Annotated in this window: 20 protein-coding genes and 2 pseudogenes; 9 read left to right on the forward strand and 13 right to left on the reverse strand. The window is 49.9% G+C overall.

Going from position 1 to position 20,664, the window contains the following annotated elements:
• The coding region (locus tag TY09_RS06405; protein WP_042432146.1) for a polysaccharide deacetylase family protein at nucleotides 1–524 on the reverse strand (524 nt) is incomplete at its 3' end.
• A gap of 322 nt (nucleotides 525–846) precedes the next feature.
• Between TY09_RS06405 and TY09_RS06410 the strand changes: the two genes are divergently transcribed.
• Genes TY09_RS06410 through TY09_RS06440 form a run of 7 tightly spaced genes read left to right on the forward strand, consistent with a single transcriptional unit; the run spans nucleotide 847 to nucleotide 5,785 of the window.
• On the forward strand, nucleotides 847–1,842 hold the full coding sequence (locus TY09_RS06410; RefSeq protein ID WP_042432151.1) for a transglutaminase-like domain-containing protein: 996 nt from the start codon (nucleotides 847–849) through the stop codon (nucleotides 1,840–1,842).
• A gap of 24 nt (nucleotides 1,843–1,866) precedes the next feature.
• Nucleotides 1,867–2,919 carry a type II secretion system F family protein gene (locus tag TY09_RS06415; protein ID WP_042432154.1) on the forward strand — a complete coding sequence of 351 codons (1,053 nt, stop codon included), beginning with the start codon at nucleotides 1,867–1,869 and terminating at the stop codon, nucleotides 2,917–2,919.
• A gap of 12 nt (nucleotides 2,920–2,931) precedes the next feature.
• Nucleotides 2,932–3,246 (forward strand): hypothetical protein, encoded by a 315-nt coding sequence (locus TY09_RS06420; protein WP_042432157.1) that lies wholly within the window; start codon nucleotides 2,932–2,934, stop codon nucleotides 3,244–3,246.
• On the forward strand, nucleotides 3,243–3,716 hold the full coding sequence (locus TY09_RS06425) for a DUF4860 domain-containing protein (RefSeq protein ID WP_042432160.1): 474 nt from the start codon (nucleotides 3,243–3,245) through the stop codon (nucleotides 3,714–3,716). The genes TY09_RS06420 and TY09_RS06425 overlap by 4 nt, the downstream gene beginning before the upstream one ends.
• Before the next feature lie 19 nt (nucleotides 3,717–3,735).
• A complete protein-coding gene (locus TY09_RS06430) occupies nucleotides 3,736–4,200 on the forward strand; it encodes a hypothetical protein (RefSeq protein WP_042432163.1) in 465 nt (154 codons plus the stop codon).
• Nucleotides 4,201–4,698: a hypothetical protein gene (locus tag TY09_RS06435; protein ID WP_042432166.1), complete on the forward strand. Its 498-nt coding sequence runs from the start codon at nucleotides 4,201–4,203 to the stop codon at nucleotides 4,696–4,698. It abuts the gene before it with no gap.
• Between the two features lie 25 nt (nucleotides 4,699–4,723).
• The gene (locus TY09_RS06440; RefSeq protein ID WP_042432169.1) at nucleotides 4,724–5,785 is read left to right on the forward strand and encodes a type IV pilus twitching motility protein PilT; all 1,062 of its coding nucleotides are present in this window, start codon (nucleotides 4,724–4,726) and stop codon (nucleotides 5,783–5,785) included.
• Between the two features lie 186 nt (nucleotides 5,786–5,971).
• Here the strand turns inward: TY09_RS06440 and trhA are convergent, their stop codons facing one another.
• The 8 genes from trhA to TY09_RS06480 all read right to left on the reverse strand — a co-directional run bounded on the left by trhA (nucleotide 5,972) and on the right by TY09_RS06480 (nucleotide 14,828).
• Nucleotides 5,972–6,712 (reverse strand): PAQR family membrane homeostasis protein TrhA, encoded by a 741-nt coding sequence (gene trhA / locus TY09_RS06445; RefSeq protein WP_042432172.1) that lies wholly within the window; start codon nucleotides 6,710–6,712, stop codon nucleotides 5,972–5,974.
• Nucleotides 6,713–7,014: 302 nt separating this feature from the next.
• Nucleotides 7,015–7,236: a DUF3006 domain-containing protein gene (locus tag TY09_RS06450; RefSeq protein WP_009063404.1), complete on the reverse strand. Its 222-nt coding sequence runs from the start codon at nucleotides 7,234–7,236 to the stop codon at nucleotides 7,015–7,017.
• A 4-nt stretch (nucleotides 7,237–7,240) separates the two neighbouring features.
• The gene (locus tag TY09_RS06455) at nucleotides 7,241–8,182 is read right to left on the reverse strand and encodes a ComEC/Rec2 family competence protein (protein WP_042432176.1); all 942 of its coding nucleotides are present in this window, start codon (nucleotides 8,180–8,182) and stop codon (nucleotides 7,241–7,243) included.
• A 211-nt stretch (nucleotides 8,183–8,393) separates the two neighbouring features.
• Entirely contained in the window at nucleotides 8,394–10,997 is a 2,604-nt protein-coding gene (locus tag TY09_RS06460; RefSeq protein ID WP_042432179.1) for a DNA translocase FtsK, read from the reverse strand.
• 127 nt (nucleotides 10,998–11,124) lie between these two features.
• Nucleotides 11,125–12,042, reverse strand: a complete 918-nt coding sequence (locus TY09_RS06465; RefSeq protein WP_042432181.1) for an undecaprenyl-diphosphate phosphatase — start codon at nucleotides 12,040–12,042, stop codon at nucleotides 11,125–11,127.
• Between the two features lie 72 nt (nucleotides 12,043–12,114).
• Entirely contained in the window at nucleotides 12,115–12,924 is an 810-nt protein-coding gene (locus TY09_RS06470; protein ID WP_009063556.1) for a ClpP family protease, read from the reverse strand.
• A 330-nt stretch (nucleotides 12,925–13,254) separates the two neighbouring features.
• Complete coding sequence (locus tag TY09_RS06475; protein WP_042432183.1) at nucleotides 13,255–14,271, reverse strand: DMT family transporter; 1,017 nt, start codon at nucleotides 14,269–14,271, stop codon at nucleotides 13,255–13,257.
• Nucleotides 14,272–14,372: 101 nt separating this feature from the next.
• Complete coding sequence (locus tag TY09_RS06480) at nucleotides 14,373–14,828, reverse strand: YoaK family protein (protein WP_242824596.1); 456 nt, start codon at nucleotides 14,826–14,828, stop codon at nucleotides 14,373–14,375.
• 5 nt (nucleotides 14,829–14,833) lie between these two features.
• Between TY09_RS06480 and TY09_RS18795 the strand changes: the two are divergent.
• A pseudogene (locus TY09_RS18795) lies at nucleotides 14,834–14,977 on the forward strand (IS5 family transposase); the annotation flags it as partial.
• 105 nt (nucleotides 14,978–15,082) lie between these two features.
• Here the strand turns inward: TY09_RS18795 and TY09_RS06485 are convergent.
• The 3 genes and pseudogenes from TY09_RS06485 to TY09_RS06490 all read right to left on the reverse strand — a co-directional run bounded on the left by TY09_RS06485 (nucleotide 15,083) and on the right by TY09_RS06490 (nucleotide 17,687).
• Nucleotides 15,083–16,363 (reverse strand): lipopolysaccharide biosynthesis protein, encoded by a 1,281-nt coding sequence (locus TY09_RS06485; RefSeq protein WP_042432186.1) that lies wholly within the window; start codon nucleotides 16,361–16,363, stop codon nucleotides 15,083–15,085.
• A gap of 142 nt (nucleotides 16,364–16,505) precedes the next feature.
• A pseudogene (locus TY09_RS18275) lies at nucleotides 16,506–16,619 on the reverse strand (DUF1275 family protein); the annotation flags it as partial.
• Between the two features lie 183 nt (nucleotides 16,620–16,802).
• The gene (locus TY09_RS06490) at nucleotides 16,803–17,687 is read right to left on the reverse strand and encodes a LysR family transcriptional regulator (protein WP_042432189.1); all 885 of its coding nucleotides are present in this window, start codon (nucleotides 17,685–17,687) and stop codon (nucleotides 16,803–16,805) included.
• A 334-nt stretch (nucleotides 17,688–18,021) separates the two neighbouring features.
• Between TY09_RS06490 and TY09_RS06495 the strand changes: the two genes are divergently transcribed.
• On the forward strand, nucleotides 18,022–19,377 hold the full coding sequence (locus TY09_RS06495) for a Na+/H+ antiporter NhaC family protein (RefSeq protein ID WP_042432192.1): 1,356 nt from the start codon (nucleotides 18,022–18,024) through the stop codon (nucleotides 19,375–19,377).
• Between the two features lie 106 nt (nucleotides 19,378–19,483).
• On the opposite strand, the gene bioB is transcribed toward TY09_RS06495, so the two are convergent.
• Nucleotides 19,484–20,458: a biotin synthase BioB gene (gene bioB / locus TY09_RS06500; RefSeq protein ID WP_042432194.1), complete on the reverse strand. Its 975-nt coding sequence runs from the start codon at nucleotides 20,456–20,458 to the stop codon at nucleotides 19,484–19,486.
• Nucleotides 20,459–20,664: the final 206 nt, after the last annotated feature.

A 20,664-nucleotide genomic window follows, 5' to 3' on the forward strand; every position in this document is an offset into this window, starting at 1 on the left:
TTTTGAATCTCTACCATGCCGGATTGCATCATTTCGTTGATTTCCGTCCAGGTAATGTGAGAATACAGTTCATTTTCCTCACCGGACTCACTGTACTTTTGCGTAAAATACCCGATCGGCGAGATCACGATCTTCATATTATATTTTAAGGACAAGGGGTAGGCATACAAATAGTTGTTATAGTATCCGTCGTCAAAGGTGAGCATCACGGGCTTTTCCGGCAAAGGCTTATCATTGTCGACATAATCAATGAGATCCTGAACCACTACTGCGGTATAGCCCTTCTCTTTTAAATATTTCATGTCGTTTTCCAGCAGCTGTGGGGAGATCATATAGGTTCCCTGGTGCCGGCTGTCCTTTACTATCCCGTGGTACATTACAATCGTGAGCGGCACCCCTTCAAATTTCCGGTTGATGCCCAGCGCACCCACGGTGGCCCCTGTAACACCGGTGACCAGCAGAATCATAACCATCATCAGAGCGGCCAGATTTTTTTTATTTCGAAGACTGACAGTGAAAAACATGAGCATAGGCCCCTTTTCTTTTTATAATGAAGTCAATTTACTTGCAACCTGGAAAAAGAAGAAAACATCACAACAATCAGTCGCTTCACATTTTTGAGCGTAATAAAAGCCTACTCAAATAGAAAGTAAGCTTTTCGATTATTTTGTTGTATTTTTTTATGACCCATGATATACTAAAAATAAACAATAACTTTTCCTGAAATATCCAAATATTTCTTTGAATCAGATACTTTTCTCAGCAAAATAGGACGATAAATCCATATTATATGGATTTATCAATCTGTTCTAAATTTGCGCAATTCGTTTTTTCGGAGGCTTCCCCATGAAAAAGTTAAGACTACCGTGCCCTAAAAAAATAACTGCGCTTTGTTTGCTGCTTGCCAGCACCTCGCTGCTCGGCGCATGCGCGCCGGTCACTTCTGCTGAGGTTATGGCCCGCAACAGCGTTTTATCCGCAGCGGCTCTTCTGAACCGTCCCGCCGCAAATACGGAAAACCACATCTCTGCATCGAATGACGGTATTGTAAAGCAGATGGCCTATGAATCTGTTCCGTTCCAAACGGCCGCATCAACGGTATACTCCCGTAACGGCGTTATCATTGATGCCAGCACCGCTTCCAACGGCTATGTTCAGATCAAGTATGCGGGTGCCGAAAAGCGGTTGAAGGTTCAGATCAGAAAGGACAGTGTGGCCTACAATTACGATTTGAACAGCAAAGGCGTTCCGGAAACATACTCACTGCAAATGGGAAGCGGACAGTATTCCATCCGCGTTTTGGAAAACGTATCCGGGAATTACTATAAAGAATTATATAATCTTCCTCTGGCGGTAACGCTCTCGAGCGAAACGGCTCCGTTTCTGCATGCAAATCAGTATGTCAATTACAGTGCTTCCTCTCTGGCGGCACAAAAGGCTGCGGAACTGTGTGCAGCTTCCGGCACCGACGTGGAAAAACTCAAAGCCATTTACAACTATATGATCCAAAACATTAAATATGATTACGATAAGGCTGCCAAGGTAACCTCCAGCTATGTACCGAATGTGGACGCGGTTCTGACTGCTCAGAAGGGAATCTGCTTTGATTACTCTTCTCTGATGGCAGCGATGCTCCGTTCTCAGGGGATTCCCTCTAAAGTGGTGGTTGGATCTGTTGATACACTCGCCGTCACACATGCCTGGAATGAGGTTTATTTACAGGGAACCGGATGGATCACCATCAAGATCGAGGTATCCAAAACAGGCTGGAATCTGATGGATTCCACACTGGGTGCGTCCAATACCGTCGGAGCCGGATACACGGCGGCCCGTATCTATTAACCGACGAAAGCCGGAGGAAACAATATGCAACAAAAAGAATGTACCGTTTTTACAGCAGGTGAGCTTTCGTTGATCTGCTCACAAATTTCCTGGATGTTAGAATCGGCAATTCCTTTGGAAGAAGGAATTGCCGTAATTTGTGAAAACACTGAAAATCCCAGGCAGAAAAAGATGCTTCAAAGCGTGTGCGACGCAGTTACCCAGAGCGGCTCGTTCAGTCAGGCCATGCGTGAATCCGGTTTTTTCCCTTCCTATATGGTTTCTATGGTAGAGATCGGGAAAAAGACCGGCAGACTGGACGACGTGATGGCTGGCCTGGCCGTTTACTATGAACGGGAGGATCAGATCTGGCGCCAGATCAAGGGAGCCGTCACCTATCCCCTGGTATTGATTTTTATGGTCGCGGCAATCCTTGGCGTGCTTTCCGCCAAGATTCTGCCGGTATTCCAGCAGGTATTTGACGGTTTAGGCGAGGATTACTCCGCTGTTTCGTTTCGTGCGGTCAATATGGGGATCGCCGCCGGCCGGGTCACTGTGATCATTATGCTGCTGGTTGGGCTTTCTATCCTTCTTGCACTCCTGTTCGCCGGAACTCAACGCGGCCACGCCGCTTTTCTTTCCGTGTGCTACCGAATCCCTTTCCTCGCCAGGATCATCAACGGGATCGATTCCGCTCAGTTTGCTTCTGCGCTGTCCATCCTGCTCAGCAGCGGTTACGACGTTTCGGAATCTTTAAACCTGATGCCGGAACTTCTGCAGAACCCTCGCAACCTTGAAAACGCGAAGAAAGCGGCTCAGGCCGTGGAAGATGGAGCCTCCCTTTCAGCCGCCCTGCGGCAGACCGAGCTCTTCTCCGGGCCGCGCTACAGTATGATCCGCGTGGGAGAAAGCGCCGGCAGCATAGAAAAAGTTCTGTCGAAAATTGCCGACATCGATACCGAGGAAGCGTTGGAGCTGATGAACCAGAAAATCGCCCTGATTGAACCGGTTTTGGTCGGTCTGGTTTCTGTGGTGATCGGTGCGCTCCTGCTTTCCGTGATGCTTCCGCTGATTGGGATCATGACCAGCATGATTTAGAGAGGGATTTTCATGAACATGCGCCGTTTTTTATCTGTGGCCCTGTTTGCAGTGCTTCTTGCCGCCCTTTCGATCGGTTTTACCCATCTGGAGCGGATCAATCACCAGAATGCCAGTAATCTGCTGCTTCAAAAAATCGACCGGGCTGTCATCAACTGCTATGCGATTGAGGGAACCTATCCTCCCAGCTTTGCATATCTGGAAGAAAACTACGGAATCCATATTGATGACAAAAAATACTACGTCGACTATCAGATTTTCGCTTCGAACATTAAGCCCGAAATTCGCCTTGTGGAGCGGGGACATTCCGAGGAGGCCAAGCCGTGAACCCAAAAGCACACCAGTCTACGCAAACCCTCTTCGCTCTGCTGATTGCCTGTGTTTTTACCGCCGCTTCGCTTTTTCTGGTGGTATTGGGAGCCGATTCCTACCGGAACAGTCTGCACTCGATCACTGTCAATCACCAGATTCGTGCCGCACTTTCTTATACGGCCAACCAGATTCGTTCCGCAGACAACGCGGAGAATATTTCGATTGAATCGCTTGACGGTCAACAGGTGCTGTTGATTCGTTCTGAGGAAGCCGAGCGGAACGGAAACACCTATCTGTATTTCCGCAACGGATATTTGATGGAGCTTTTTGCCGGCGGTCAGGACCCTTTTGAGCCGGAATATGGAGAGAAAATAACGGAAATCAAACAGTTTGCCGTAACCAAAAGCGGCAATTTATTTGTTGTCTCCGCGACTGCTCTGAACGGCAGGCAATTTTCAGTTTCTGTCTGCCCAAGAGCCTCTTAACAGAATGAGGTGAAGCCTGATGAAATACGCCGTGCGGATTCATCCTTTTTTTATAGAAATTCTTTTTGTGATCTTTTTTCTCGCAGTTTCTTCCGTCGCCGTATTGCAGATTTATGTTGCAACGAACACTGCCGCAAAAAAGAACACAGATACCCAGTTTGCTATGGCAGCCGCGCAAACGGCTGCAGAAACACTGCACTCTGTGAAAAGCCCCGCTGACGCAGAGCAGGCTTTTGGAGAAAAGAAAACGACAGAGCAGGGGGAGATTATTCTCACCCAATATGACGAGAACTGGGCCCCGGTCTCTTCAGGCGGCATTTACTACGCGGAAAAGCAGCTTCAGTCTACCCCGGTGGAAGCCGGTACCATTATGACATTGCGGATTTCAGTTTATTCCGAGAAAAACAATGATAAAAAAGAGCTTTTCTCTCTGACCTCTCAGCGCTATTTCCCCTCTTTCGGCTCAGAACAGGAGGGTGCGTAGATGAAGCAGAGCAGAAGACTGCCGTTCCCGGGCGTAGGCCTTTCTTCCCTCTTTATGGTGTTTGTCATTTTGTGCCTGACCGCCTTTGGCATCCTGTCCTTTTCCGCCGCGAAATCGGACTGGGATCTCACACAAAAGCACGTGCAAAGCGTTCAGGCCTATTATGCCGCCGACTCCAAGGCACAGCAGGTGCTGAGCGGCATTGACGCAAGGCTCTATCGCCTTCTTCAGGAAAATCCCGCTGTGAGTGAAACGGAGCTGGCCCGGCACCTGAACGGTACTGTGATCGACGATGTTTCTTTATCTCTTACAGAGGATTCTTCCGGCAGTAAAATTGCTTTTTCGGTACCTGCGGGTTCTGTTCAGGAAATCCAGGTGGAGATACAGCCCATAACCGGGCCGGAGCGCTATCGGGTTCTTAGCTACCGGCTGGCTGCCTCCAATGAATGGAACGGCGCCGATCAGCCGCTGGAGCTCTGGCAGGGCTCTCAGCCTTAACTGAAATGAAAGGAATCTCAACCCCATGGAAATGATGGAAATGCTTCAAACAGCCGTGTCAAAAGGTGCATCCGATATTTTCATTATCTCTGGCTGCCCGGCTTCCTATAAAATCAACGACGTGATTCAGCCGATGAACGAGGAAAAGCTGATGCCGGACAACGCAAAGCAGATGATCTCGCGCATATTTGAAATTGCGAGCCAGCGTGATTTTCAGTCCTTTTTGCAGAAGGGCGACGACGATTTCTCCTTTTCCATTCCCAAGCTGGGGCGGTTTCGCTGCAACGCATATCTGCAGCGGAATTCCTGTGCGGCCGTTCTTCGCATTCTGGGGTTTGAACTCCCCGAGCCTCACGCACTCCACATCCCCCAAGCTGTGATGGATCTTGCCAATAAAGAGCGGGGACTGGTTTTGATTACCGGCCCGGCCGGCAGCGGCAAAACCACCACTCTCGCGTGCCTGATCGAACAGATCAATCAAACGCGCAACAGCCATATTATTACGATTGAAGACCCGATCGAGTTTTTGCATGCACATAAAAAAAGCATTGTCAGCCAGCGTGAAATCGACAACGATACCCGGGGATATATTCCGGCGCTTCGTGCTGCGCTGCGGCAGGCACCCGATGTGATTTTAATCGGTGAAATGCGCGACTACGAAACCATTTCCACAGCTGTAACAGCGGCTGAAACCGGCCAGCTGATCTTCTCTACGCTTCACACTCTGGGTGCTTCCAATGCGATTGACCGCATTGTCGACGTGTTTCCCCAGAACCAGCAGTATCAAATCCGCGTTCAGCTTTCGATGGTGCTGCAGGCCGTCGTTTCCCAGCAGCTGATTCCTTCAATCGACGGTACCCTTGTTCCCACATTTGAAATCCTGCTTGTTAACAGCGCGATCCGCCACATGATCCGTGAGGCGAAAACCCATCAGATCGACAATACCATTTCCGCAAACGCGGCAATCGGAATGCTCTCAATGGATAGCGACCTGCTGCGCCTTTATCGGGAAGGGATCATTTCCAAGGAAAACGCGCTCACTTACTGCACCAATGTGGAATTGATGAATAAAAAGCTGTCTATGTGATTTTCTGTCAGCACAACCAGAAACACATATTTTCTCAAAAGAGAAAGCTCCTGTTCCAGATTCTTCGGAACAGGAGCTTTTCAATGATCGGGTTTTGCGCTCGGCAAAATAATACCTGATTCAAAAGGGCCTCCGGAGACTGAACAATCCGTCTCTGGAGGCCCCTTTATTATTTGAAATCTTTCTTTACAACAATTCCACCACATGATAAATCATAAAGAAATGCAGGATGCTGCCGGCCAGCACAAACAGGTGCCACACGCAGTGCAGGTAAGAGATCTTCTTCCCTTTCTGATAAATCAAAGCGCCCACAGTATAAGCAACGCCGCCTGCAATCAATAAAATCAAATCGCGCAGCTGAAGCGCCTGAATCAAAGGCCCGAATGCAAACACGACAATCCAGCCCATCGCAATGTAGCAGATCATCGATAGCTTGCGGAAACGCTCCATATCCACTATATTCAAAAGGATGCCGGCAATAGCGGCGGCCCATACAATAGAAAAAAGGACAAAGCCCGTTTTCCCCGCTAACGCGATCAATGTGATCGGCGTATAGGAACCGGCAATCAGCAGAAATATGGTGCAATGGTCCAGCACCTGAAACACGCGCTTGGCCTTGCACACGCCAAAGGCATGGTACATGGTAGAAACAAAATACAGCAAAAAGAGAGTTACTGCATAAATGCTGACAACCGCCTGCGGAAAAATCTCTTTTGGAGCCGCAGCCTGCAGAAGAAATAAGGCTACCAGCGCCAAAATGGCCCCGATGCCGTGTGTAACCGCATTCGCAACCTCTTCTCCTACACTGTACGACGGCAATCCCAATTCGCAGCGCCTGGTTTTACGCCACTCGTTTTTCTCTTCTCTTGTTTTTTCTTTGAGCGCATACCCGTTTAAGTGCAGCGCCCGTTCTGATTGTTCTGCCAATTTGAGGCACCTCCGTCCTGTGTAATGTAGTTTTAAAAACTAGATGTTATAATTATATTAATCCTAATCATTCGGTTTGTCAATTGGTTTCAGATAAAATTTTATTAAATTTTACAACTGAAAATGTCTTTGGTTTTTCATTAAAATGGATTTTTCTTTCCCAAAACAGCTTGAACAGAAAAAATGAAAATATACACTTTCAGCGGTAAAAAAGATGGTTCCAGCCAGAGCCAAAACCATCCCTTTTACTGCGCAGCGTTTTCATTTTCCGAATCATTTCTGGATTGCTCATTGCAAAAAAATCACGATTCCCACAAAGAATTCTGTTTTCGACGGATCAGACTGCGGCGTTCCGCAGTTTTTTCCGCATTGACCGAAAGGGTTCCGTCATCACCGATTTCCAGCACGTCCCCCTCGTGTACATCCTTCGGGAGCTCTGACAGCTCAATAGCAAAGAATTTTTTCTCTCCGTCCTCGCAGATGGCATATACACCCTCGAAACGGTCGACAATCAGATTTTTCATAGAATCACCTTTCTGTTTGATAGGTAACGCTTATTCCGTCACTGCAGTATAGCAGCGTACCGCTGACATCGGTACGCCCAATCGTGGCGGAAAAACGGTTCAGACGATCCATCACCTCGCGGTTCGGCAGCTCATAATGACTATCCGCCACAGAAACCGCAGCATATTTGGGGCGCACCGCAGCCAAAAAAGCGGCCGTGCTGGAGGTTTTGCTGCCATGGTGCCCCACTTTCAGCACATCTGCGCGAAGATCTTGCCTGAAAGACAAAAGTGCCGACTCTTCCCCGGCCTCCGCGTCGCCCATCAGCAAAAACCGGGTCTGCCCGAACGTAAGCATCAGTACAATGGAATTGTTGTTTGTTGTGTCCAGCACCGACAGCGGCGCCAGCACCTGAACGGAAAGCTCCTCCAGATTCAAGGCGTCGCCGCCGCGCAGATACTCTACCGGTATCTGTTTCTCCTTCAGAGCCTCCATCGTATTGATGTAGGCAAAATCCGACGGAATCAGCTTTTCCGGCAGCTTCGGCATAAAGTAGCGACCAACTGAAAATTCTTCGATCACTCCTCCAAGCCCGCCGACATGGTCGCTGTCCGGATGCGTGTTAATGACATAATCGAGGGTCGTCACCCCACGTCTGGCCAGGTAGCGGCTCACGTTCTCAGCCTGATCCGGCGTTCCGCCATCTACCAGAATATATTTCCCCTGGCATTCCACCAGAATGGAGTCGGCTTTCCCAACCTCAAGCACATGCATCGACATGGGATAACCATCTGCTACGCTCGAGAAGTCGGACAATCCGACGGCGGAAAACGCCTGTCGCCACCAGGCAGAATACCCTCCTGGAAACAAAACGGGTAAAATACCAAGGCAAAGCAGAACTGCCGCAAGGGCGGTCAAAAATGCTCGCTTTTTTCGGAATTCCGCTTGGGTCGTTTGTGGCTTCATCCCAGGATTTCTCCTTTGAGCGGGTTTAGGGCTGGTATACAAATGAAAAATAAAGGATATTTTGAGGAACAACAAAATTAAAGTTGTGCCGCAGGAATCCTCTAAGGGTAAGCGTACAGAAGGTACAGGGATTATCCCAGAGTTTTTATGCAGCCGCAGCCTGTTTCCTGTTTCTGTCCGAAGGACACTGAAAACCAGTACCAGCAGTCTCTTAGGCCTGCTCGCCGCGGTCCGCCTGCTGCATGGTCATTTCAAGGTATTGCTGGCGGGTCAGAAGCACCTGACGCGGTTTCGAGCCCTCGTGAGGGCCTACCACTCCCAGCTGCTCCATTTCATCGATCAAACGCCCTGCGCGGGCATAGCCAAGGCGCAGCCGCCGCTGGAGCAAAGAGGTAGAGGCCTGTCCCGCCTCGATGACGCATTTAATCGCTTCGTTCATCATGGGGTCCGTCATTTCTGAATCCGGGCCGTCTCCGTCAGAAGCGCCCTTCTCTGCCACTGCGTTGCGCTCGATCTCCTCAATGACCGACTGATCATAGCCGGAATCCTGCACTTTTTTCACATAGGTAACAACAGATTCGATTTCACTGTCGCTGACGAAGCAGCCCTGAATGCGGATCGGTTTCTGTGAGCCGACGGGCGAAAAGAGCATATCGCCGCGTCCCAGCAGCTTTTCAGCGCCGCCCATATCCAAAATGGTGCGGGAATCGATCTGGGACGAAACCGCAAAGGCGATTCGGCTTGGGATGTTGGCCTTGATGATACCTGTAATGACGTCTACGGAAGGACGCTGCGTCGCGATGACCAAATGCATTCCCGCCGCGCGGGCCATCTGCGCCAGACGGCAGATGGAATCCTCCACCTCGTTCGGTGCGGCCATCATCAAATCCGCCAGCTCATCGATAATGATGACGATCTGCGGCAAATGCGGCATGGGATTGCCGTCCTCATCCTGATTATTCTTGCTCTTTGCGAGCTTATTATAAGAAGCAAGGTCGCGCACATTATTTTCCGCAAAGATTTTATAGCGTTTGAGCATTTCCGTTACGGCCCAGCCCAGCGCACCGGCCGCCTTGCGGGGGTCGGTCACCACAGGCACCAGCAGATGCGGAATTCCGTTATAAATTCCAAGCTCCACCACCTTGGGGTCGACCATCAGAAAACGCACCTCATCCGGGGTGGACTTATACAGCAGGCTGACGATCAGCGAGTTGATGCACACCGACTTACCGGAACCCGTGGAACCGGCGATCAGCAGATGCGGCATCTTTGCCAGATCTGTAACCGCTACCGCACCGGCAATATCGCGCCCTAAGGCGACCGTCAGCTTGCTTTTCGCCGAGACAAAAGGATTCGATTCCACCAGATCGCGCATGCGAACCACATTGATATTTTTATTGGGCACCTCAATACCCACAGCTGCCTTGCCGGGAATCGGCGCTTCAATGCGCACGCCCGCCGCCGCAAGGTTCATAGCGATGTCGTCGCTGAGGTTGGTGATCTTGCTGATCTTCACACCGGGTGCCGGCTGCAGCTCATACCGTGTTACGGCAGGGCCGCGGCTGATGTCGACTATTTTGGTCTGCACCCCAAAGCTTTTCAGTGTGCCGACGAGCATATTTCCGTTGCTCTGCAGCTCCGCGGTAATATCCTCCTGATTGACTCCGGTGGAATATTCGAGCATGGAAAGCGGCGGAAAATGATATCCTTCCGGCTGCTGAACAGACTCTGCCGCCCGGACCGCTGTCTCTCGCGCCGCGCTTTGCAGCATGGCGGTTTTCTGAACGAAAGCAGCAGCCGCGGCTGCCGCGGAACCCGAAGGATCCTGCACTGCTGAAGAAGTGGGAACAGCAGGTACCACCTGAACTGGTGTGGGGATAACGCTGGGAACGGGAGTGGAAGCCGGAACCGAGGCCTGTACCGCCTGAGGCTTCTCTTCCGCTTTTTCCTGCGGAGCACCTCCGGTAAAATTAAAAATTTTCTCCAGCTGCTCCAGTTTTTCGCTCTTTTCCTGAGGGTCCGCCGGTGTGCGGTCCGATTTTACCGGGTGTGCGGGCAGCTCGTCCGCATCCAGAGCAATATCGATATTCGGGTCGCGCGATCTTTCTTTTTCCTGCGCGCGGCGCTCGCGAACGGCATCGATATTTTCCGCTACCATATCCATCGGTTTTGTAACAGTCCTGAACAGCTGAATCAGACTGGTACCTGTCAGCAGCATAATCATGACAAACAACAGCAGAATGATGACGATTTTCGAGCCAACAGAGCCCAGAACCGAAACAAACAGCACGCCGATCATACCGCTGACCAGTCCGGCCCCGCGCTGACCAACGCCCTGCACATACAATTCCTTCAGATGGGTAAAATAGGTTTCCCGCTGAATCGCTGCTGTTTCCGGCCCAAAAATATACACGGTCGCGCAGACCATAATAATAATGCCGGAAATCATCCACACCTTAAAGCGCATATTATCGCTGATGCGCTCAACTGCCGTAATAATCGCTATGTACAGAAGCAGAATCGGCCACAGGATCGCGCAGTTGCCGAACAGCCCAAGCAGCACATTATGTGCCCAATTCCATACATGATCGCCTTTTACAAGTACCAGAAACGCCATCAGCACCGCCACGGCAAACATCACCACCGCTGTCATCTGATTGCGGTGGCGCAGAGCCTCCAGCTCCCGTTCCGTTCTGGGCTTGGATTCAGGGCGTTTCGCCGCAGAGGTACTTTGGCGTCGATTGGCCGCAGGCGGGCGTTTGGCTTTCTTTTTCGTCTGAGAGGGTTCTTTTTGAACTGTTTTTTGTTTTGCCACAGCATTCTCACCTTGTTTTAAAATTCATTCGCGTTAAAACGTCTTATTTCTTTGCCCTAATGTAAAATAGATAGAAAAACATCTGATAGTAACATGTCATTCTATTTCGTTTTATGTTCATTCAAAATCAGGAAGGAAAGGTAACAACCCACCCGGTCTGGTGCTCAAATACACCGATCGCGATGGTCACAATTCCCAAAATCAATGTGTACCATACAAAAACCATCAGTTTATCGGAGGCCACCATCCAGCGAAGCAGCTTGATCGCCAAAAAGCCGACGATCGCGGCAGTGATAACTCCCGCAAGAATCGGAGCGATCCCGACAGTAACCGGCTCATGCAGAGCATCCTTCAGTTCCAGTGCCGCCGCAGCCACAATCGCAGGAATTCCAATGACAAAGGAATAATCCAGTGCCGTTTGGCGGCTGATGCCGCGCATCAATCCAGCAGAAAGTGTGGAACCGGAACGGGAAAGCCCCGGGAACACCGCCGCCACGCATTGTGCAAAACCAACCGCAAGCGCATCCGGCACACCAAAGCTTCTTCTTCCCGATATGGCCCCGGCTCTTCCCCTGCCCCGCTGGCGCTTCGTTGCAAGAATGCCCAGCGTCAGCAAAATGGAGGTCGCGACCAGCGCGCAGCCCTCCACCACAATATCCGAATCCGTTGCCCACAGGTCGGCAAAGTCCTTTACCTGGTACCCTGTACCCGGCACAGGCACGAACAGCAAAAACAAAGGCAAAAGACCGATCATCAGCATGATAAGCAGCCGGCGGTCGGCGCTCATGTGAGACCAGCGGAATTTTCCGGTGAAAACGTCCCGCACCAGACGGATCAACGCCACGATCAGACGAAGAATCAGCTCGCGGTAGACAATCAAAACGGCCAGCAATGTACCGATGTGAAGCATCACATCAAACAAAAGGCTGTCGACCTTTACCCCCATAAAATGCTGTGCCAGCGAAAGATGCCCGCTGCTGGAAACCGGCAAAAACTCCGTGGCACCTTGAACGATTCCCTGAATAATTGCTTGCAGAATACTCAACGTGAACCTCCGTCATATGTAATTCGGCGGCAGCCGCAGAGCGGAGCCGCCCGTATTTGCGGCAGGGACCCATTATTTTGTGTCCTTTGCCGATTTCGGACTTTTTCTGGTAGAACGTGGTTTTATCTTTTTTTCTTTTGCGCGGTTTTCATCGATCATATTGCGCAGGCAGTCCAGCGCGTCTGAAAGCGTCCCCACTGAATCGATCAAACCTTCCTCTACGGCATCGGAGCCGGTAAGCACCGTTCCTACATCCATCACAAGCTCCTGCGTGTTCATCGAAAGCTCGTAAAAGCGCTCCGGCGACATTTTGGAATTCTGCGTGACAAATCGCGTGATCCTTTCCTGCATCCGCTGAAAATACTCCAGCGTTTGAGGAACGCCCAGCACCAGGCCGCTCATGCGAACCGGGTGAATCGTCATAGATGCGGACTGTGCGATAAAAGAATGCTTTGCGGCAACCGCCAGAGGAACTCCAATAGAGTGTCCTCCGCCCAAAACCAGCGAAACCGTCGGCTTTTTCATCCCGGCCATCAGCTCTGCAATGGCCAGACCGGCCTCTACGTCGCCGCCTACCGTGTTCAGAATAATCAGGAGCCCGTGAACCTTCGGCTCCTCTTCAATGGCGACCAGCTGCGGGATCACATGCTCATATTTTGTTGTCTTGTTCTGCGACGGCAAAATATAATGACCCTCCACCTGACCGATAATCGTCAGGCAGTGAATCATGTGATCGGGGTCCCCTGCCAAAATAGAACCATTCTCTGTAATTTGATCTGTTTGTTTTTCACTGCCAACCTGTGCGGGCTCGATCTCTTCTCTTTCATTATCGTTCTCGCGCGGGGATGGATTATCGATCTGCTGATTGCGGTGTTTACCCATTTGTTCAGCCACCTCCTACGTACTAGTGTGCCGTAAGGAGCGGCTTCTCATTCACAGGATAGTGCGAATTTCCCTTTTCTGAAACCTGCGGGAAACCGCAAAGTGAAAAAACAAAGCAGCCAAACGAAAAAACAACATGATTCCAACGAGATATCATAAATTTAAAAATTTGCTTTGGCTTGCGCTGTGAAGTTATTATAGCATTTTACACACGCTTCTTCAATGTGATTCCAAAGAAAAAGCCAGTGAAATCATTCGACAAACCCTGCATATCCCTGAAAAACACAAAAATCCCCTGCCGCTTGCGACAGAGGATTTGCGTAATTCAGATTATTCCGAGAGCACTTTTTCGGCGGTTTCCTCAGAAGCGATTTCCTGCGCTGCGGCTTCTCTCGGTACAACCTCCAGTACAGCGGCGGCCTTCTGGCGCTTCCAGCTGGGAATGAACGTGATCATCGAACCGATCAGGATCAACACGATACCGGCAATCTTTGTAGAGGTGAGCGGTTCCTGAAGAATCAGGAAAGCCAGAACCGGCGCAAGAGCCGGTTTGATAAAAAACACGAGCGAGGTAGTGATTGCCGAGGTTGCTTCCATCGCCATAAAGTAAAATGCGAAGCCCAGGCCGGTAACACCGACGCCAATATACAAAAGGCTGGGCAGCAGATCAGCTGTGATACCCTCAAAAATGGGAGTATTGGCAAACACGCCTAACCCAATATCGGTTAAGAAGCCGCCAAACCACGCTGTTTTTGTCAGCAGAACAAGGACAAACAGCTCTGCCGCACCAAAAATAAAACTGAAGCAGGTCGTGACAACGCTGCCGTAACGGGCGCTATGTTTTTTGCCCATCACACTGTATAGCGCAAAGGTAATTGCCGCCAGAACCGAAAGGATGGTTCCCGTTGCGGAACCCTTGGCATGGAAAGGATCGATTGTCACCATCATGCCGGTAAGGCTGACGAGGATAGAAACGATCGAATATTTATAAACCTTTTCTTTCAGAACCAGCGCGGCCAGTATCATGACAAACACAGGGTTGCAGCTGAACAAAATCGCAACGATCGACGCATCCGAATAAAGAACGGCCATCTGGTATACAACCATGCTGATGACGACACAGCAAAAGCCGGTAAGGGCTAAATACAGCAAATCCTTAGAGCTCAGTCGGCAATTTTTCTTCTTTAGATGCCGGAGTGCAAACGGCAGCAGCACCAGCGCGCCGATGGAAAAACGCAGCACGGTAATTTGCAGCGGATGGAACCCGCCTGCCGTGATTTTCAGCATGATCTCCATCGTACTGAAAAAAATAGTCGTAATCAGAATGTACAAATATCCCTTTTTCATATGTGACCTCTCCCAACCCCTATTTTATGTTTTCTGCCGGATACTTTTGTCCCGCAGTTCTGAACATTCACATCTTTTCAGGCCCATGGCATGCCGGGCCGCTATTCTGCATCATGGCGGACCAACAGCAAAACAAACGCAGCAGCCAGCAGCGCCGCGCCTGCCAGAATCGCAGACTCACGCCACAGACCAACGCAGAGATTGCCAAGCACTGCCCCAAGCGTAAAAATCGCGATCATGAAATAGAACATAAGGCCCCTTTTCATCATCGATCTTTCTTTTGTATAAACAGAATCGCAGATCAACTGTGCCGCCGAACGAAGATTCCCAGTACACATGATCGTGGCTACCGGAGTGCCGTCGATCTTCCGAAAGCTTTCCGCCTGAACGCCGCAGGCAAAAGAAATCAGATTATTTGCCAGCAGATTGTTGCTTTGCGGAATAAAAGCCACCAACAGCAAAATCAAAGCCTCAAATAAAATCCCAATCTGCCGCCAATGAATTTTCCGGAAATTGCACAGCGGATACTGAATCAGCGCAACCAGAGCAATTCCGATCGTAAGCATTAAAAAAGGAACATCATTTAGTAAAATGCTTTTTTAATAAAATCAAACATTTTTGCAGAGTTGCAACTCGGTATGATAAGCTGGCAACATCCTTTCTTGCCTTTGTTTATTGTGCTTCCATATTCACTTTGTGCAAATAGTATAGGAAACGTGAGTTTTCAGACACACCCTAGAGACGCTAAGGGCATGACAGAATTTATACCAGCTTTTAAAATGATTTTCAACGCTGGGGAACCCAGAAAATGTCACGCGATGCTCTTAACAATCTTTTGGCAGAAGCGGTAGAAGATCAGATACGCCGCTGCCATCGGCAGACTGGCCGCAAGTAGATACTGCGCATAAGTCATCGGGATAACCATCGTCAATAGCGACGGAATCAAAACCACGGCGAGCAAAAAGAACTGCCATACCATCGTTGCCTTTTGGCGCCCAAGCGCAATGGCAGTGTTCGTGAGCGGCATTACCACAAAGCGCACCATAAATAATGGAATCAAATATCTGAGATATTCCGCCATAGGCCGCCATTGCTCTCCTAAAAATCTGGAAATGATGGGTTCGCCCCACAACAGCAAAATACCAAATGGGAACACAGAAATGATAATCAGCCATTTTGTCACAGTCGAAAATGTTTTACTGAGCTTTTTGCCGTTGTGTTTATCTGCGGACGCGCCTTGCAAAAACACCTGAGAAACCGCATTGGAAATCAGTTGAAGCGGCTGTCCCAATATCCGGTTGATTAGTCTGTAATACCCATTCATCACTGCACCGTAATTCATCTGAGTAAACACCCCCATCATATTCATGGCAAAGCTGTTGGCGATGGCGCTCGGCAGCATGTATTTGGGGTACACCATATTTTTACGCGCTACTTGTTTTAAAAAGGAGAGGTGGAACATCGAGCGATGAACGCGGCCTTTTAATGTCATCAGCATGCGTAAATTACCAAACAAAAACGACAAGAACTGCCCGATAATCAACCCCCAGTAGCCGAAGCCAAGGAAGGCAAGCCCTATCTGAGCGACGACCATCACCGAAACGCGGATAATGTTGGAGATGGAAATCACCTTGTATTTCTCAAACCGCACATTGAAATAGTTGAGTGCGTTAGTAAGTCCACAGATAAACGTCGTGAGTGGCACCATCCAGAGTGTATACTCCGCACCGCCCGTGAGCTTTAGCGCGGCACCAACATTGGAGATAAAGGGCCACATCGCAAGGCCAATCACCGCCGAAAACAAAGCAGACAGCGACGCACTGAGTACAAAAGCACCGCCCGCCTCCTCGTCACTGTCTACCACCACAATGGCGTAATCGTAGCGAAAACAGGCGATTTGCTGCGTGATGCCCGTTATCGAAACATAGATGCCGTAAACTCCTTGCAGCTCCGGCCCATAGAGCCGGCCCAAAATGTACATGGCGGCAATCGGAATCAACTGTGCCGCGGCCGTGCCGCTGCTCAGGACTGCCACATTTTTAAAAAATTGGTTTTTTCGCAGGGATTTTATTTTAGACGCTACAAAAGACAAATTGCGACCCCCTATGAAATATTAGGTGTAGGAAGTTGGAGTTGAGTGGGCGCTGTTTGCTCTCGTTATTTTAGTGAGCATTGCACTATTGAATAAAAAATAGTAGAATATCCCTATTATTGTCTCCCGCTTTCTGTAGGATACTAGCAAAAACGCCCCCGCGGCACACAAAAGAATAGGCGTCCATAAAGCCGCCCGCAAGTGTCAAAAGGATACCAAGCTCAATTGATTCTGAAACCTGTTTAGACCTTTGCATGTTCTTCCCTCATTGCAAATCTGTGAGTTTTATCCTGGCCGCACTTTTATTGCAGCTTACTCAGGCCGCCTGATCTTCGCTGGTGGAAACCCCTTTGCATCAGCTTTTTATCTGCTTGAAAAAGTATGCCTCAATCAGTTTAACGCAGCAAATTCAGAATGTCTATCCCTTTCGTGTGTTTTTTCACGATCCATTTTCCTCATCCCGACAGAGGTCGATCATCTCTGTCATGGCGTCCGTCAGATATTTTCCTTTATGATAGACTGCCTTAAACCATCTGCGGAACTGCATGTGGCTGACATCGACCATACAGAGCTTCCCTGCTTCGCATTCCTCTTTTACCGCGAGGTGTGAAATCACGGAAACCCCCAGCCCCTCCTGCACGGCCAGCTTAATGGTATCTGCGTTATTGCAGATCCAGCCTTCCCGCCAGGTGAGTGATTTCGCCGCCATTTCATCTTCAAAGGTTTTACGGGTTCCGCTGCCTTTTTCGCGGATGATAAAGGTTTCCTGCTCCAGTTCCTCAGGGGCGATCTGCCTGCGCCCGGCAAAACGATGCTGCGTACCGCAGATCAGCACCAGCTCATCGCTGAGAAAAGGAAGTGTCACAAGATCGGAGGATACCGTATCCCCCTCCACAAGCGCCAGATCAAGCTGGCCTCCCAGCAGCATCGCCTCAATATTCGCCGTGTTGTCCTCCACAACGAACACTTCTGTTCCCGGTCGGTTTTGCTGAAAGCGTGACACCAGCTTCGGCAGCACATAGGCTCCGATGGTTACGCTTGCCCCTACCCGGATCGAGCCGTCCTTTTGCAGGGCTTTCATATTATCTTCCGCCTCAAGGTCCATCCGGACGATCTGGTTCGCGTAGCGCATCAGCTTTTTCCCGGCGGTAGTCAGGTAAAGCTTGCGGGACATCCGCTCGAACAGGCGCACACCGTAGTGCTTCTCCATCTCTGCAATTGCCTGGCTTACGGCTGACTGGGAGAGAAACAGATTTTCCGCAGCGGCCGTCATATTCATACAGTCACAGACTGCGAGAAAAATTTTATAATGCCGCAAAGTCATACGGTTTGTTCTCCTTCATTTTCATTGAAAAGGCATTCTCATCGATAAGAAAATAGAAACTAAATCGTTTTGATGATACTATTTTACTTATGAAAAATCAAGCGGAAGTGTTCCCTTCCATTCTTTCCTCCATATTTTATTATGGAAAAAGGTTGTAAACTCCCGACGATTTCGCTATAATAACCTCACGCCGCATACAAAAGCGAAGCTTTTTGCGGCTGAGAGAACATTGAAGCACCGGCCAGTTCATTTTTATTCTCCAGGGGGTTTTCATAAATCACGTCTGAGTTTGTGCTATAATGAAATACAATTTAAATTGGTGGGGGAATTGGATTTGGCAGAACGAATCACGCTATCTTTGTTTTTATTGGGACTCGTTGCTTGTATTTTAGGTGGATTTCAAATCCTGTACGCGCTGGCATTTGGTCTGGTCTGTTTTGTCGTCTATGGTCTTTTGAAGAAACATACGCCTCGTCAGATGGTCACCATGATGCTGGACGGTATCCGCGGTGCAAAAAACATTCTGATCATCTTTTTGTTGATTGGCATCCTGACCTCTGTGTGGCGGTCGTCGGGAACCATTCCATTTTTGATTTACCATGCCGTTCAGGTGTTGAATCCCAGCTTCTTTGTGCTGTACACATTCCTTTTGTGCTGCATGATGTCCTTCCTGATGGGAACCTCGTTCGGAACGGCGGCCACCATGGGCGTTGTGTGTATGATGATCTCACGCTCGCTTGGAATCGATCCGGTTCTTTCGGGCGGCGCAATACTGGCAGGATCTTATTTTGGTGACCGCTGCTCACCGATGTCCTCCAGCGCGCTGCTGGTCAGCGAGCTGACCGATACCAATATTTACGATAACATTCGGCGTATGCTGAAAACGGCGGCCATCCCTTTTGCTCTTTCGTGTCTGTTGTATCTGGTGGCGCGGGGGGCTTCTTCCCAAACCGGCAGCGTAGCGTCTTTAGACATGTTTCGTGAGCATTTTAACCTCTCTTTTGTTGTGGTGCTGCCTGCGCTGCTGATCATCATCCTGTCGCTGTTCCGTATGCCGGTAAAGCGAACCATGCTGCTGAGCATTCTCGTTGCGGGCGTGATCTGCCTTACCGTACAGAAAATCCCTCTGACTCAGCTGCTTCCCAGCCTGCTGCTGGGATATGAGTCACCGAATGCCGAGCTTGCGGCTCTGCTGAACGGCGGGGGGATTCTTTCCATGGCAAAGGTGGCCGGGATCATCTTGATTTCCACCTCTTATTTTGGCATCTTCAAGCAGACGGAGCTCCTGACAGAGGTTCGCAGGCTCGTGGAAGCCTCTGCCTCAAAAATCACCCCGTTCGGCTCTGTGCTGTTTACCTCTGTGGTGATGAGTGCGATCAGCTGCAATCAGACGCTGGCCACTATGCTGACTTTTCAGATGTGCGATTCCATTCTGCCCGACAGAAAAAAGCTGGCGATCGTACTGGAAGATACCGTGATCGTGATCGCGCCGCTGATTCCCTGGAGCATTGCGGGCGGTATGCCCCTGACAACTGTTGGAGCGCCGACCATGAGCATTTGGTTTGCGTTTTATCTGTTCCTGCTCCCCATTTTCAGCTTCGGGACGGAGCTGCTCCTGAACCGGAAGAATAAGCAGACTGCAGCAGAGGAAATTGCGGAATCGCTTCCGAATACGGAAGAAAGCAAATGATCCTTACTACATATGCAAGCGAAAAAGAGCACCGGGAATGGCCGAAACCATCCCCGGTGTTCTTTTATGTTATGATAGGTAATCTTGTTCGCAAAAACAATATGAATCAGACCCGTACCTGACGGCGCAGCTGGAAGCCGGCCTTGGTGAACATTTCGAAATCCTCTTCCACCGTATTGCCGGAAGTAGTCAGCATGTTGCCCGTAATTGAAGCGTTTGCACCGGCGTGCAAAGCCAGTCGGCCGCAGTCTGTCATAGAATTGCGTCCGCCGGCCAGACGGATGTTGGCTGTGGGGTTGATCAACCGGAACAGCGCAATCGTACGCAGAATTTCAGGCTCGGGCAGCAAGGGCTGATCCTGCAGGGGAGTACCCGGAATTGCCATCAGCACGTTGACAGGGATCGATTCAACACCCAGATCGCGCAGCTCAAAAGCCATATCCAAACGATCGCTCATTTCCTCGCCCATTCCGATAATGCCGCCGCTGCAAATCTCAAGACCTGCTTTTTGGGCCGCCCGGATGGTTTCGATCTTATCATCGTACGTATGAGTGGTGCAGACCCGCGGAAAAAACCTGCGGGAGGTTTCGAGGTTATTATGAATGCGGGTAATGCCGGCCTCTTTCAGGCGCAAAAACTGCTCATAATTAATGAGGCCATGAGAAGCGCACAGCTGAATATCGGACTGCTCATGAATTTTGGCGTAGGCACGGCACAAAACGTCGACCTCTGCGTCGGATACCCGTACCCCGGAGGTAACGACCGAAAAACGGTCCACTCCTGCTTCAGCGGTTTGCAGGCCCTCTTCCACAATGCGGTCTACTGTGAGCAGCGGATATTCTTCCACCCCGGTTTTATGTCCGCGGGCCTGTGCGCAATACTTACAGTTTTCGGTACATAAACCGCTTTTTCCGTTTAGAATCGAACAGGTATCCAGTGTGTTGCCGTTCAGCTTTTCGCGGACTTCATTCGCCGCTTCACACAATTCTTCAAGCGGTGCTTTCAGCAATTCTTCTGCTCCGGGGCGGTCAATCTCCCCGCCGGACAGAATTTTTTCTTTCCAAATCTGCACGATACTCATTTCGTGACATCCTCCTAATCAATTGCCATTCACTGTTCTTGATAGCCATACAACTTGGAAAACAACATTCCTTTCCCCATCCGTCTTCGGTAAGGAAAATGATCCCGCAGGATTTGATGTTGCGCTGATTCAGTTGTCTGACGATCTGGCAGGCCCGCTGAAAAAACATGTTTGCCTTATTGTAGCAGGCTCATTTTGCATTGTCA

The sequence above is a fragment of the Faecalispora jeddahensis genome, from assembly GCF_000577335.1.
Lineage (GTDB): Bacteria > Bacillota > Clostridia > Oscillospirales > Acutalibacteraceae > Faecalispora > Faecalispora jeddahensis.